General features: G+C 71.7%; 11 protein-coding genes. 8 read left to right on the forward strand and 3 right to left on the reverse strand.

The genetic code is table 11. The features are described 5' to 3' along the window. Nucleotides 1-36 precede the first annotated feature (36 nt). Nucleotides 37-909, forward strand: coding sequence for a MerR family transcriptional regulator (locus GA0115233_RS08780; RefSeq protein ID WP_176711684.1), 873 nt, complete (start codon nucleotides 37-39; stop codon nucleotides 907-909). A gap of 414 nt (nucleotides 910-1323) precedes the next feature. Here GA0115233_RS08780 and GA0115233_RS08785 read toward each other — a convergent pair whose 3' ends face one another. The 3 genes from GA0115233_RS08785 to GA0115233_RS08795 all read right to left on the reverse strand — a co-directional run bounded on the left by GA0115233_RS08785 (nucleotide 1324) and on the right by GA0115233_RS08795 (nucleotide 3647). Further along, entirely contained in the window at nucleotides 1324-1515 is a 192-nt protein-coding gene (locus GA0115233_RS08785; RefSeq protein WP_093719550.1) for a DUF397 domain-containing protein, read from the reverse strand. 217 nt (nucleotides 1516-1732) lie between these two features. Further along, a complete protein-coding gene (locus GA0115233_RS08790; RefSeq protein WP_093719551.1) occupies nucleotides 1733-2590 on the reverse strand; it encodes a helix-turn-helix domain-containing protein in 858 nt (285 codons plus the stop codon). Nucleotides 2591-2891: 301 nt separating this feature from the next. Beyond that, entirely contained in the window at nucleotides 2892-3647 is a 756-nt protein-coding gene (locus GA0115233_RS08795; protein ID WP_093719552.1) for a GOLPH3/VPS74 family protein, read from the reverse strand. Nucleotides 3648-3885: 238 nt separating this feature from the next. Here GA0115233_RS08795 and GA0115233_RS08800 point away from each other — a divergent pair, with 238 nt between their 5' ends. The 7 genes from GA0115233_RS08800 to GA0115233_RS08830 all read left to right on the forward strand — a co-directional run bounded on the left by GA0115233_RS08800 (nucleotide 3886) and on the right by GA0115233_RS08830 (nucleotide 13849). After that, nucleotides 3886-6420: a D-alanyl-D-alanine carboxypeptidase gene (locus GA0115233_RS08800; protein WP_093719553.1), complete on the forward strand. Its 2535-nt coding sequence runs from the start codon at nucleotides 3886-3888 to the stop codon at nucleotides 6418-6420. Between the two features lie 217 nt (nucleotides 6421-6637). Next, nucleotides 6638-8515: a hypothetical protein gene (locus GA0115233_RS08805; RefSeq protein ID WP_093719554.1), complete on the forward strand. Its 1878-nt coding sequence runs from the start codon at nucleotides 6638-6640 to the stop codon at nucleotides 8513-8515. Between the two features lie 104 nt (nucleotides 8516-8619). After that, nucleotides 8620-9471: a hypothetical protein gene (locus tag GA0115233_RS08810; protein ID WP_093719555.1), complete on the forward strand. Its 852-nt coding sequence runs from the start codon at nucleotides 8620-8622 to the stop codon at nucleotides 9469-9471. A 100-nt stretch (nucleotides 9472-9571) separates the two neighbouring features. Beyond that, a complete protein-coding gene (locus tag GA0115233_RS08815; protein WP_141689491.1) occupies nucleotides 9572-10414 on the forward strand; it encodes a hypothetical protein in 843 nt (280 codons plus the stop codon). 49 nt (nucleotides 10415-10463) lie between these two features. Then, complete coding sequence (locus GA0115233_RS08820) at nucleotides 10464-11141, forward strand: hypothetical protein (protein WP_093719557.1); 678 nt, start codon at nucleotides 10464-10466, stop codon at nucleotides 11139-11141. Then, nucleotides 11138-12991 (forward strand): M48 family metalloprotease, encoded by a 1854-nt coding sequence (locus tag GA0115233_RS08825; protein WP_093719558.1) that lies wholly within the window; start codon nucleotides 11138-11140, stop codon nucleotides 12989-12991. The genes GA0115233_RS08820 and GA0115233_RS08825 overlap by 4 nt, the downstream gene beginning before the upstream one ends. Nucleotides 12992-13063: 72 nt before the next feature. Beyond that, nucleotides 13064-13849, forward strand: coding sequence for an SDR family oxidoreductase (locus tag GA0115233_RS08830; protein WP_093719559.1), 786 nt, complete (start codon nucleotides 13064-13066; stop codon nucleotides 13847-13849). The last annotated feature ends 41 nt before the right edge of the window (nucleotides 13850-13890 follow it).

Genomic DNA, 13890 nt, shown 5'->3' on the forward strand with positions numbered 1-13890 from the left:
CCGAACCTCCGTCTCGCCGGGCGGACCGACCACCCGGTGACGGAGGATGAGGCCGTGGACGAGGACGAACTGCTCACCATCGGCGTATTCGCCGCACGGGCCAGGCTGTCGGCCAAGGCGCTGCGGCTCTACGACCGGCTGGGGGTGCTCTCCCCGGCCCACGTCGACGAGGTCAGCGGCTACCGCTACTACCGTCCCGCCCAGATCGAGCGGGCCCGGCTCGTGGCGCTGCTGCGGCAGCTGGACATGCCGTTGGCCCGGATCGCCGAGGTCGTCGAGGCCCCGGACGCGGTCGCGGCGGCCGGTCTGCTCGATGCGTACTGGGCGGACGTGGAGTCGCGGTTCGCCGGGCAGCGGACACTCGCCGAGTACCTCCGTGGACGTCTGTCCGGGAGGAGTTCCGAGATGTACGGGAAGTTCGTGGTCGAGACGGTGGAACTGCCCGAGCAGGTGGTGATCACCGAGACTCGGCATGTGCTGGCCGGTGAGCTGCCGGCCTGGATCGGCTCTGCACTGGGGCGGCTGGAGTACGGGGCACGGGAGTGCGGCGGCATCGTCGGCGCGCCCTTCGTCGTCTATCACTCCGACGTGTCCATGGAGAGCGACGGGCCCGCCGAGGCCTGTGTGCCGGTGGCCGACGAGGCTGCCGCGCGGGCGTGGGTGGAGAAGCAAGGGCGTGCCCACGCGGTGAAGGTGCGCGTGGAGCCCGCCCAGCGGGTCGCCTACACCCGGATCACCAAGGCACAGGTCGCCCATCCGCAGATCCTCGCCGCCTTCGAGGCGGTGGAGGAGTGGCTCCCCGGGCAGGGGCTGCGGATGGCCGGGCCCTGCCGGGAGATCTACTTCGCCGACTGGGACGCGGCCGGACCGGAGGACGAGGTCTGCGACGTCGCCTTCCCGGTGGGGTGAGCGGCCCCGGTGGGGAGCTCTGGTGGGGTGAGCGGCCCCGGTGGGGAGTCCCGGTGGGGTGAGCAGCCCCCGGTGGGGAGCCCTGGTGGGGTGAGCAGCCCCCGGTGGGGAGCCCTGGTGGGGTGAGCGGCCTCCCGGTGGTGGCGTGAGGGGCGGGGGCCAGTGGTCGGGGGGCTGGTCCCCGTACCCCCGCCGTTCGGATCGGTCCGCCCCCGCGTGGCCCCGATCTCCCACTCACCGCGGCACCCACCGGGCACGGCGCCCTCAGCACCGACTCAGCACCGGCCCAGCGCCCCACCCCCACCCACAAGCCGAGCCCCCTCGGCAAGGACGGCGGGCTGGTCGAGAGGGCTCTTGTGTGTGCTTGTGGAGTTGTCGATTGTCATGGGGAGCGGCTCGGAGGAGCGGCCCCCTCTACGACTTGACCGAGGCCACGAACGTGTTCCACGCGCTCGCGGGGAACGCCAGGACGGGGCCGTCGGTGACCTTGGAGTCCCGGACGGCCATTGCCGACACGACAGGGGACTTGATCTCGACGCATGCGCCATTGCCCTGCGAGTACGAGGACTTGACCCACGTGTCCGTGACACCCTGCTTGATTGCCATTTTCGCTCCGGTAGCCAGTTGCTGAGTTGCTGTCGCGCGCCGTGCGGGACACGCTGTCCGCACACCACGTTTGCGCCAATCGGTGTTCCTCGATGGCGTGATCGACGCTACTCGCCAACTTTGCTGCGCGGAGCGACTATTCACTCGACTGGATGGCATATTCCAGTGGGGACTTCCGCAAGAGCGGGACGCTGGTGTATCTTTCCGCGCCGTCACATTAGCGGGCGTAATCCTTGGCCACTTTGGTGATGAATTCGCGGCTCTGGTCGGCGTTGAGCGCCTGAGCCCTCAAGTGCTCGTACATCACGCTGTACTTCTGTACGTCCTGCGCCTTCTCCAGGTACAGGTCGCTGGTCACGCCCTCGATGTAGACCACGCTGGAGTCGGCCGCGTCCGGGAACTCCAGGATCGCGTACTGGCCACTCACGCCCGGGTGCGCGCCCATCGCGAACGGGATGAGCTGCACGGTGACGTGCGGCAGCCGGGACATCTCGATGAGGTGCTCCAACTGCTCGATCATCACATGCCGGCTGCCGACCTCGCGGCGCAGCGCCGCCTCGTCCAGGACGGCCCACAGGCGCAGCGGGTTCTCCGGGGCAGAGATACGTTCCTGTCGGCGCAGCCGCACCTGTACGCGCTTGTCGATGTCGCCCGGGGTGACCTCCGGGAGCGCGCCCGTGATCAGGGCCTCGGCGTAGCTCTTGGTCTGGAGCAGACCGGGGACGACCTGGGGGTCGTACACGCGCAGGCTCGCCGCGTCCGTCTCCAGGCCGATGTAGACGGAGTACGGGATGTCGCCGAAGGAGTGCCACCAGCCCTGCTGGCGGGAGTCCTTCGCCATCTGCATCAGCGAGTCGACGATCCGGACGTCCTCGACCTCGTACACCCCGCACAGGTCGCGGACGTCGCGCTGGCTGATGCTGCGGCGGCCGTTCTCCAGACGGCTGATCTTCGACTGGGAGACCAGGAGCCGCTCGGCCACTTCCTCGGCGGTCATGCCCTTGAGTTCGCGGAGCCGGCGCAACTCCTGACCCAGCCGGCGGCGCCTGACAGTGGGATTGACATTGGACGCCACGGGACGTGCACCTCCGGCTGCATGAACTGCTGCTTGCGACTTTGCGTATCTGCTGTTGAGCAGACTGCCACCAAGGTGCTTTCTACCGCTGGAAAACGATGGATATGCGCTGCATACACGCCAGTTCGGGCCGTGGCGTGAGGTTTCCCGAACATGCGGCCGCGCGGGGCGGCGGGACCGTGTCGTCGTCCGGACACTACGGTCCCGTCACCCCGCGCGGACCAGCGGCTCCCGTACCGGGTCTGGGGGACGGTGCACGCTCGGTGCGGCCGTCGACGGCGCTACGTCGTGGAACTGCGGCTCAGTGCGCCACGACGCGCGCCATCGGGCCTCGGCGGGGCTGCATCGGAACACCGCGAGCGGGTTCCGCTGCCGCCCTGCCACCGGGGGCCGGCTGGCGGCCTGCCGGTGCGGGGCTGCGGCGCGGCTGGGCCGCGACGCCGTTCTGGACGTCCATCACCGCGTGCGCGACGAGACCGCCCATGGGGTCGTGCCTGATCAGGTCCCGTAGCCGGGAGCGGGACGAGCGTCCCTCGTTCCCGGGGTACAGGTGCTTGCCGAGACCGACCGCGTGGGCCAGTGCGGCGAGCGCCGCGGTCCGTGGGTCCGGCGGTACGCCGGTACGGATCGCGGAGTCCAGCCGGGCCCTGATCTCCCGGCTGATGGCGGTGTCCGTTGCCTGGTAGCGCGTCGTCGGTAGCACCCCGCACATCTGTCCCGGCACGGCGGCGACCATGCCGCACCGCTCCAGATGCGAGAGGTAGGTCTGACGCAGGCCCAGGCGCGGCCCGCCGATCCAATGGACGGCACGCACGGGAGCGCCACGCCTGCGCAGCAGCTCCAACGCACAGTCCAAAGTCGGATCTCCAGTCGGCCGTGGCACGACCACGGCGATACGATCCCCGTCTGGGGCTATCCGTCCGGCCAGCGCCAGCTCCACTAGCTGCGCTCCGGCCAGACCGAGGTCGAGCGACTGCGGCTGTGCAGTGGTACCCGTGGCCGGGTCCAGTGCCAGCAGCAGAAGCTCCTCCGGAAGTGTTCTGCGGCTCCTGCCCATCCATGCCTCCCCGCGTGGATGAATGACAGGGTGACCCCTCTCACATTGGTCTGTCGAGGGTGCGTGACCTGTTTGTAGTGGAACCAGTAGGTATGTCGTTCTCGTCTACGGGTTCGGTTTAGCCCGCACACAGGACACTGGTACATGGTTCGGACAGCGCCGCGAAGCGGTGTTCCGGGCGGCTGCGGCTCATACAACCACGGCTACATCACGGCGGTTCACGGTTTAGGAGGCATCGGTGGCGGGCGAGTCCCCCGACAGTTCGAAGCAGCGCGAGTCGTCGGCAGAACCGACGTCGGGGAGCGCGGGTTCGGTTCCGGAAGCGCGCAACCAATCCGCCGATCCCCGCCTCGCGATCACCCGCGCCGGCGTGGACACGGCGACCCGGGTCCTGTCGCCCGGCGACCTGGCGGCGGCCCGCGCCGTCAAGCCGGACACGGCCGAGGTCGAGGCCGAGGCCGCGCCGACCGAGGACGAGCCCGCGGTTGAGGGCGGGGCCGGCCAGGCCGAGCCCGCCGAACCCAAGGCCGACGCCACGGCCGACGCCGGGGCCTCCGCCCGGGGCGAGTCCGACGGCGGCGACGACCGTCTGCGCGCCGCCGTGGCGGCCTGGGTGGCCACGGGGGACTCCGGGGCCGGTGGCGAGGCCGACGGTGCGGCTACGGGCGGCAGCGGGGCCTCGACGGATCGTACGGACGCCGACGCCGGCCCCTCCGGGGCGGACGTGGCGGACGTGGCGGACGTGGCGGACGAGACCGACGACGCCACGGCCGAGGCGGCTCCGGAGCCCGAGGACGCCGCCACCGGCACCGAGGACGACAGCGCGCCCGAGGACACCGCGGCGCCCAAGGGCGCCACTGAGCCCAAGGGCGCCACCGAGCCCAAGGGCGGCACCAGCACCGGAGCCGACGCCGCGCCCGTCGCCGACGCAACTCCCGAGACGGACGCGAAGCCGACGGACGCCAAGCCCACGGACGCCAAGCCGACCGACGCCAAGCCGACCGACGCCATGCCCACGGACGCCAAGCCCACCGGCGTCAAGCCCGACAACGGCGCCACCATGGTCTTCGGCCTCAAGACCCCGACCGGCGCCGCCAGCAAGGCCGACGAGCCCCTCACAACCGGCGCCGCCCGCAAGGCCGACGAGCCCGGAACCACCCCCAAGGCGGACCCCGAGCCCGAGAAGCCGGAGACCCCCGCCAAGGCGGCGGACGCAGAGCCCGCGGACCACGGCAAGGTCGACGCCCAGGACTCCCCCGTCGCCAAGGGCTCCGTCGACCAGCCCACCACCGCCCTCCGCTTCGTCCCCCTGAAGTCGGACATCAGGTCGGAGACCAGGCCGGAAGCCGCACCGCAGGCCCAGCCCGCCGCCCCCCGGCCCGCCTCCGCCGCCCGGCCCACCCCTGCCCCGACCCCCGAGGTCACCCCCACCCCCGACGTCACCACCGCCGTCCCCCAGGTCGGCCCCGAGCGCACCACCCAGCAGCCGCTGCCGCCCAAGCCGCCGCTCGACCTGCTGGCCGAGCTGACGAACACCCCGCCGCCGCCGGAGACGCCGGTGCGGACGCTGGTGCGGCGGGTGAAGATCTGGACGCCGCTGGTGCTGCTGCTGGTGATCGTGTTCGCGGTCGTGCAGTCGATGCGGCCGCTGCCGGAGCCCACCCTCGATCTCACCGCCCAGGAGAGCTTCACCTTCGAGGGCGACAAGGTCGACATCCCGTGGCCCAGCGCCGGGCAGGCCGCGCTCGATGTGCAGGGGATCGGGTCGTTCGGGTCCTCCGGCGAGCAGAAGCCCGTGCCGATCGCCAGCGTCGCCAAGGTCATGACCGCGTACGTCATCCTGCGCGACCACCCGCTGAAGAGCGGCGAGGCCGGGCCCAAGATCGAGATCGACCAGGCGGCCGAGGACCAGTCCGACGCCGGTCAGGAGTCCACCGTCGACGTCTTCGCCGGTGACTCCATCACCGAGCGCGAGGCGCTGCAGAGCATTCTGATCGCGTCCGCGAACAATGTCGCCCGGCTGCTGGCCCGGTGGGACGCCGGTTCGGAGGAGGCGTTCGTGAAGAAGATGAACGCCGCCGCCAAGGACCTCGGCATGAGCGACACGACGTACACCGACCCCTCGGGGCTGAACGACTCGACCGTCTCCACCGCCGTGGACCAGGTCAAGCTCGCCAAGGCCGCGATGGAGATGCCCGCCTTCCGCGAGGTCGCCGCGATGATGTCGTACGACGACTACAAGGGGAAGAACCACGGCAACTGGAACCAGCTCGTCGGCAAGAACAACGTCGTCGGCATCAAGACCGGGACCACCACCTCCGCCCTCGGCAACCTGGTGTTCGCCGCGAAGCAGGAGGTCGGCGGGGAGACGCGGACGATCATCGGTGCCGTGGTGCGCCAGCCGGACACCGGCCAGGGCATCCTCGCCGCCGCGCTCGACGCCGGTGACCAGCTGATCCGTGCCGCGCAGGGCGCCCTGGAGTCGGTGACGGTGCTGAAGAAGGGTGATGTCGTCGGCTATGTGGACGACGGTCTCGGCGGCCGGACCCCGGTCGTGGCGACCAAGGACGTGAAGGCGGCCGGCTGGTCGGGGCTGAAGGTCGAGCTGGACTTCGCCGCGGACGAGGTGCCGCACGAGGCGAAGGCCGGTACCAAGGTGGGCACGCTCACCGTTGGCGACGGCGGTACGGCGGGCGCGGTCAAGGTGCCAGTGGCGCTGCAGACCGATCTCGTCGAGCCCGGTTTCACCGACAAGCTGACCCGCATCGGCTGACCCGCACAGCCAGTCGTCACCGACACCGCCCGCAGCCCGTCGGCGGACGCCCCCACCGGGGGAGCCGCCCGGCGGGCTGCGTGCTAGCGTCACGAAACGGGTCAGGTCGTCGCCCACAAGGCACGATCGGTGAACCCTCAGGAACAGGGCCGACAACACGCGGGAAACGGGACGCGGCCAGAACAGAACACAGGACACCACGGGGAGTGCCTTAACGGTGGCCACCGCTGAGCCGACGCGCGCCGACCAAGCCGAACCGGGCCCGGGAACCGGCCCGCGAATACGCGTGCCCGAACCCACCCCCGAAGGGGCCGAACCCACCCCCGAAGGGCCCGAGCCCACCCCCGAAGGGCCCGACGAGGAGCAGCGGACCTCGCTCCTGCTCACCGTGCGCGAGCGGCTGCTGCGTCACCCCGTGCTCTCCATCACCGCGCTCGCCGGTGTGCTGCACATCGTCTGGTTCTTCACTTTCGCGAACAGCGGTGGCGATCTCGCCGCCCAGGACGCCTGGGCGGAGTTCGTCGGACGGCACCCGGCCTCGGCGTACAACCTGGCCTGGTACGGCGGTATGCACCCGGTGTCGTACAGCGTGGTGTCGCCGTATCTGATGTCCGTGCTGGGCGTCCGTACGACGATGATGATCGCCGGCACCGTCTCCGCGGGGCTGCTCACGCTGGTACTGCTGCGCAGCCGGGTGGTGCGCAATCCGCTGTGGGCCGCGCTGGCCGGGGTCTTCGCGCTGCTGTGCAACGCCGCCTCGGGCCGGGTGACGTACGGGCTCGGCACGATGTTCGCGCTGGGCGCGGTGGCGGTGGTGTTCTGCTGGCCGCACCGCTGGCGCTACAAGCGGTGGGCGAAGGCGCTGTGCGCGGCCCCGCTGGCGGCGCTCGCGACGATGGCCTCGCCGGTGGCCGGGCTGTTCGTGGGGCTGGTGGCGGTGGCGCTGTTCCTGCAGAAGCGGCGGCCCGGTGCCTGGGCGCTGGGGCTGGCGCCGAGCGCGGTGGTGGCCGTCTCGGCGTGGCTGTTCCCCTTCTCCGGCACCCAGCCGATGGCGATCACCTCGGCGATCCTGCCCTTCCTCTCCGCTCTGCTGGTGCTGCTGCTCGTCCCCAAGGAGTGGACGACGGTCCGGCTGACCTCGGCGGTCTATCTGCTGGCCGTGCTGCTGGTCTGGCTGATCAACTCGCAGATCGGCTCCAACATCACCCGGCTGTCGATGCTGTTCGCGGGCGTGGCGCTGGTGACGGCGCTGCCGTTCACGGTGCCGCGCTCGCGCAAGTGGTGGGCGACCGTGCTGGCGATCACCGGGTTCACGGTGTGGATCGGGGTGAAGACGGTGATCGACATCGTGCACACCACCCCGGCCGCCTCCTGGGCCCGTGAGCTGGCGCCGCTGGTCAACGAACTGCAGGAGGTCGGCGCCGAGAAGGGCCGGGTGGAGGTCGTCCCGGCCGCCTCGCACCGGGAGGCCTCCGCGCTGGCGCCGTACGTGAACCTGGCCCGCGGCTGGAACCGCCAGGCCGACATGGAGCGCAACCCCCTCTTCTACGACGACACCCTGAACTCGGCGAACTACCGGGAGTGGCTCAAGCGCTGGGCGGTGCACTACGTGGTGCTGCCCAAGGACGAGCCGGACGGGGACGGCGGGCAGCGCGAGCGGGAGCTGGTGCAGCGCGGGATGCCGTATCTGAAGCAGGTGTGGGGCGACGCCAACTGGCAGCTGTTCAAGGTGCTCGACCCGGCGCCGCTGGCCGAGCCGAACACGGTGGTGGAGCGGGCGGACCAGGGCGAGTGGACGATGCGGGTGAGCAAGCCGGGCCGGGTGCTGATCAGGATCCCGTACTCGCCGTGGCTGAGCATCGTCGACGACAAGGGCGACAAGCTCGACCCGCCGGAGGAGACGGAGGCCTCCAAGGAGCGTCCGGAGGGCGAGCCGAAGACGTACGACAACGTCCACGGCTGTCTGATGGAGACCGAGGAGGACGAGCTGGGCGACAAGTGGACCATGCTGGTGGCCCCGAAGGCGGGCACCTACCGGCTGGCCGCGCCCTACGACGTGCCGCGCGGCACCCCCTGCCCGGACGAGCTGAGGTAGCGCCCCGGGCGGGTGGCATCGAAGCGAGCACGGGGCTCCTCATCTGACACTCCGAAGCGAGCACGGGTCTCCCCATCTGACACTCCGTCAGCTACACCGGAGGCATGACAGACGACACCCGCAGTCAGCAGTACGCCGAACTCGCCGCTGTCGGCCCCTACGGACCCGGCCTCGGGCACGCCCTGATCACCATGGTGGAGCCGCATCCGGGCCGGGAGCGCGCCTACAACCGCTGGTACGAGGACGACCACTTCATCGCGGGCGCGATGGCCATGCCCTGGATGTTCGCCGGACGCCGCTGGGTCGCCACGCACGACCTGCAGCTCCTGCGCTACCCGGAGACCTCCCGCGTGGCGCAGCCGGTGACGGCGGGCTGCTACATATCCGTGTACTGGATCACCGCCGGCCGCTATGCCGAGCACATGCGCTGGACCGTCGGCATCAACAAGCGCCTCAATCGCGACCACCGCGTCTTCCAGGACCGCACGCACGTCTTCACCGCCTTCCAGGACCACGCGGTGACGGTCTACCGCGACGGCGACGACGGCCCGCGCGACATCCACGCCCTCGACCACCCGTACGCCGGACTCGTCGTCGAGGTCGTCGACGCCCACTCCCCCGACGGACGCGCGGACCTGCTCGCGTGGCTGCGCGAGGAGCACCTCCCCAAGCGCCTGGCGGGCTCCCCCGCGGCGATGGTCACCGTCTTCACACCGACGCCCCTGCCCGGCGACCGGATGACCTACGTCAAGCAGGTCGAGGGCGTCGGCACCCGGCTGACCCTGCTGTGGTTCCTCCAGCGCGATCCCCGCGACGGCTGGCGGGAGCACTTCACCGGTCTGGACACGGCGGTGGCGGCCTCGGGGCTGGGCGAGGTGCAGTTCGTGGCGCCGTTCGTCCCCACGGTTCCCGGGACGGACCGGTACGTGGACGAGCTGCGAGGCACGGAACGGTAAAGAAGTGAGGATCATGGGTAGTTGAACGGTCGCACACCGTAACATCGCTGCCCCGGATGCTCGCGTACGAGGTACCGGGTGGGGGCAGGGGGCGTTGTTCATGGCGTTGTTCTCGGGTGCGTTGCGGGCCGGTGTGTGCGCAGGACTGCTGGGTGTGCTGCTGACGGGATGCTCGGGCGGTGGTTCGTCCGGGACGGTGGGGGCGGAGAGTTCGTCCGCGCCGCCTACGACGGACAGCGCCACCACGCACGCGCCCCCGACCGGCGAACCCGGCACCGCGTCGCCGAGTCCCACGGAGGTCGAGAGCCCGGACCCGGCCCCGGAGCCCACCACGGCCGACGTCCCGCTGAGCGAGCCCGACGGGGCCGCCGCGCTGTGGGGCAGGAAGTACAGCGGCACGGCGTCGGTCACGGTCGATGTGTACGACTACTGCACCACCGACGGTTCGCGGCGCTTCGCGCAGTCCGAGACGTACTCCCTGGACGCCACCCTGGACCTCGGCGAGCCGCGCGGCGGCGGGGGCGAGACGGAGGCGAATCCGTTCTCGCTGCTGCTCGCGGTGGGGCAGCCCTCGGAGGCGGGCGCGCTCTCCTTCTGGTCGTCGGCCGTCGGCACCGGTTCCGCTCAGGACCTGGCGGGGAACCCACGGGACCCCGATCTCCTGCTCACCTACTGGGAGTTGGAGTGGAGCGACGGGCAGTTGAGCGGAGTGCTCACCGACCCGCACACCGAGGAGGCCGTCGCCCTCAACCTGCTCAACTGGCCCAGTCCCCTCGTGGCCTGCCGCCCCGAGTTCGGTGACATGCCGGGCGGCTTCCCGCACGCCGTGGCCGAGGGCACGACTCTCGACGGAACCGTCGACGCCGACAGCGCGAGCCTGACCGCGCAGGGCAGCACCGGGGACGGGCAGTTGGAGTTCCGATTCGAGTTCTCCGGGTCCTGATCAGCACGACGTACGGCGCGTATCGCAACAGCGGGAGACGGAGGGCACGGTGACCGGTGACGACGAGCTGGACCGGTGGGGATTACGGATAGCCGAGTGGGCGGCGCCCGGTGAGACCTCTCTCGCGGCGGAGACCGCCCGCGACTACGCCGCCGGCGGGACGGCACGCGGGGAGCTGTTCCGCACCGGAGGGCTCGCGCCGGGCGGTTTCGGCGGCGGGATCACCACGGTGCTGCCCGAGCTGCTCGACGCGCTGGCCTACGCGGCCGACGCGGTGAAGGCGGCGCTGGGCAGCCAGCAGTTCGCCAACGCCGTGTCCGCGGCGGCCCTGTTGGTCAGCCTGCGGGCTCGGCGCGACGGTGCCGCGGAGAGCGCTGCGGCGGACGAGCCCCCGGAGGAGATCGTGCGGGAGCCCCCGGAGGAGATCGTGCGGGCCGCGTTGCGCATGTGCGAGCGGCTGCGCGCCCGAGGGGTCGACGCCGCCACGGCCGAGGAGCTCGTGGCCCGGCTGACCTCCCGGCTCCTGGCCGCCGAGGACCGCGCCGACGCCGCGGCCTTCCTCGACGCGCTGGTGGCGAACGAGCCGCCCGAACCGGCCGTACGAAGATCCCGCGGCCCGCTCACTCCCGTACGCCGGCTGACCGGCGCCGCCCTCGGGCTGCTGCGCCGCCGCACCGCGTCCGGAGCCGACCCGGTGCCGACGCGGGAGGAGTCGAACGGCGCATGAGCCAGGCGCCACCACGGGCCGACGGCCGGCCGGCACGGCTGTGGGGGCCGCCGCCCTGGCTCTGGGTGACCCTGGGCCTGCTGGCGGCGCAGGTCCCGACGCTGACCGACACGCTGACCTGGGACGCGCAAGGGCTCGGCACCGAGCACGGCAGGGACCCGGCCCCGCTGACGGCGCTGGCGCAGACCCTCGTACAACTGCTCCCCACGCTCTTCCTGCTGGCGGGCGGGCTCGCCCTGGTCCTGCCCCGGGTACGCGCCCGGTGGGTCGAGCGGCACTACGGGCTCGGCCCGGCGGGCATCGGTGCGCCGGTGCTCGACCAGATGCGGGGCTTCCTCACCGACCGGGTGCCAAGTACCGAACTGCGGGTCACCCGGCGCCGGGACATGCTCGCCCGGGTCTATCCCGGCGGCGGGCGCACGACCCGGGTCGGCGTCTTCTACCCGCTGGTCGGCCTGTGGGAGAGCGACCGGGAAGCGGCCGAGGCGGTGCTGCTGCACGAGCTGGGCCACATCCGGTGCGGCGAGCAGCATGTCGCCGGGCTCGGCAGCCCGTTCGTGGCGCTGGTCAAGGCCTGGCCGTACGTCTTCGCGGTGTTCTGTGTGCTGCCGGTGGGGCTGCTCCTCGCCGCCGGGAACCTTGCCGCGCATCTGCTGTTCGCGGAGACCGTCCTGGTGGTCCTCGCCCTGCCGAAGGTCCTGCTGATCGTGGTCGGCGCGCTGTGGTCGGCGGAGCTGGCGGCGGACCGGTACGCGGCCGGGACCGCCGTACGGGCGGCGCAGTGGCGGGCGTTGAACGCGCTGGCGCCCTCGCGGCACCGCCCCCTGGGCCGGCTCTACCATCCGCCGGTGCGTGTGCGGCTGTGGTTCGCCGCCCGGACCGACCGGCCGGTGGCGCAGCTCCTGCTGGTGCTGCTGTGGCCCGTGGCAGTGCTGGTCGAGAACCTGCTGGACCTGGTCGGCGGCGCGGCGGCCGTCCGTCTGCTCGGCGACACGACGGCTGCCGAGGCCATGCGGAAGGCCGTGGCTCTCTCCCATGAGCAGCTCGTCTCGGGTTCCCTGTGGTGGACGGTGCTGGGTGCTTTCGCCGTCTGGCCGCTGCTCGCCGTTCCGTGGGCGCGGCTGTGGGGGTGGCGGGGCCGGGAGGTCGGCGGCTTCTCGCCTGCGGCGTACGCCGGTTCCGTGCTGCTTCCCGCGCTGTTGCTGGCGCTCGGGCTGCTGACGACGGCTCCGGAGCCCGCCTCGGACGCCACCGCCCCGGCCCCGTCGGACTCCACGGGCCCGGCCCCGTCGGACTCCACGGGCCCGGCTCCAGCGGACGGTGGTACGACCGGGGCGACCTCCTCGCCCTCCACGTGCCCCAGCCCTTCCCGGCCCGCGGCTCCCCGACGGCCCGAAGGGCTGCCGTCCTTCGAAGCCTCCGACACTGCCGCCCCCACCGTCACCGACGACGGGACGCGCTCGTTCCGTACGGTCCGCGTCGCGACGGTGACGCCGCTGTCCGGGTCGCTCGGGCAGGCCCGGAGTGTGGCGACCCGCCTCGCCCACGCCCGCTGGAGCCTGGCCCCCGACGGGACGCTCACCACCGAGGGCGGCGAAGTCCCCGTACTGCGCACGACTTCCGTGCAGGGCGACGGCACGCGTCTGCTGCGCGGCGAGGAGACCCGGACCACGGACGTCAGCGCCACCACGACCTGGGTCGACGCCCGGTTGGTCACGGTGGGCGGTACCGCGCGGCTCGAACTGGTCCGGGCGGCGACGGGTGTCACGCACGCGGTGGTCAACTGCCAGGAGTGGGACTCCACCGTCACCACCGCCGCCCGGCTGGTGGTGGACCTCGGAGAGGGCTGAGCGTCCGTTCCCCTTTGCGGCGGCCACCTCTATTCTGACGCCCCGTCAGGAATGGCTCCAGGAGGTGGCCGAATGTCCTTGCTCGCAGGCAGAACCGTGGTTGTGTCGGGGGTCGGGCCCGGGCTCGGGCACCAGGTCGCGGCGGCGGTCGTACGGGACGGCGGGAACGCGGTGCTCGGGGCGCGTACGGAGGCCAACCTCGCCAAGAGCGCGGCCGAGATCGATCCGGGCGGGGAGCGCACCGCGTACCGGAGGACCGACATCACCGACGAGTCGCAGTGCGAGGCGCTGGCGGGGCTGGCGGTGGAGCGGTTCGGGCGGATCGACGGAGTCGTCCATGTGGCCGCGCTGGACAGTTACTTCGGCGGGCTCGCGGACGCGGACTTCGTGACCTGGCAGTCGGTGCTCGATGTGAATCTGCTCGGCTCGCTGCGGATGACGCGGGCGTGTCTGCCCTCGCTGAAGGAGCGGGGCGGGTCGGTGGTGTTCATCGGGACGCAGTCGGCGGTGGCGGCGCCCTCGCAGGTGCGGCAGGCGGCGTACGCGGCGTCGAAGGGGGCGCTGACCAGTGCGATGTACTCGCTGGCGCGGGAGTTGGGGCCGGACCGGATCCGGGTCAACACCGTGCTGCCGGGCTGGATGTGGGGTCCGCCGGTGCAGGCGTACGTGCGGTTCGCGGCGCAGTCGGAGGGGCTCGGGGAGCCGGAGGTGCTGAAGCGGCTGACGGACCGGATGGCGTTGCCGGAACTGGCCACGGACGGTGATGTGGCGGACGCGGCGGTGTTCCTGGTGTCGGACCGGGCGCGGGCGATCACCGGACAATCATTGCTGGTCAACGCGGGTGAGCTGATGCGATGAGTTCATATCCATGAACTGAGGCCATCATCTCGAATACTTTT

This window comes from Streptomyces sp. DI166 (assembly GCF_900091315.1).
GTDB lineage: Bacteria > Actinomycetota > Actinomycetes > Streptomycetales > Streptomycetaceae > Streptomyces > Streptomyces fuscus.

Coding starts and splice junctions, on each gene's coding strand:
- GA0115233_RS08785 (WP_093719550.1), bottom strand. CDS start 1,515: ATGGCAATCAAGCAGGGTGTCACGGACACGTGGGTCAAGTCCTCGTAC.
- GA0115233_RS08795 (WP_093719552.1), bottom strand. CDS start 3,647: ATGGGCAGGAGCCGCAGAACACTTCCGGAGGAGCTTCTGCTGCTGGCA.
- GA0115233_RS08810 (WP_093719555.1), top strand. CDS start 8,620: ATGACAGACGACACCCGCAGTCAGCAGTACGCCGAACTCGCCGCTGTC.
- GA0115233_RS08815 (WP_141689491.1), top strand. CDS start 9,572: ATGGCGTTGTTCTCGGGTGCGTTGCGGGCCGGTGTGTGCGCAGGACTG.
- GA0115233_RS08825 (WP_093719558.1), top strand. CDS start 11,138: ATGAGCCAGGCGCCACCACGGGCCGACGGCCGGCCGGCACGGCTGTGG.
- GA0115233_RS08830 (WP_093719559.1), top strand. CDS start 13,064: ATGTCCTTGCTCGCAGGCAGAACCGTGGTTGTGTCGGGGGTCGGGCCC.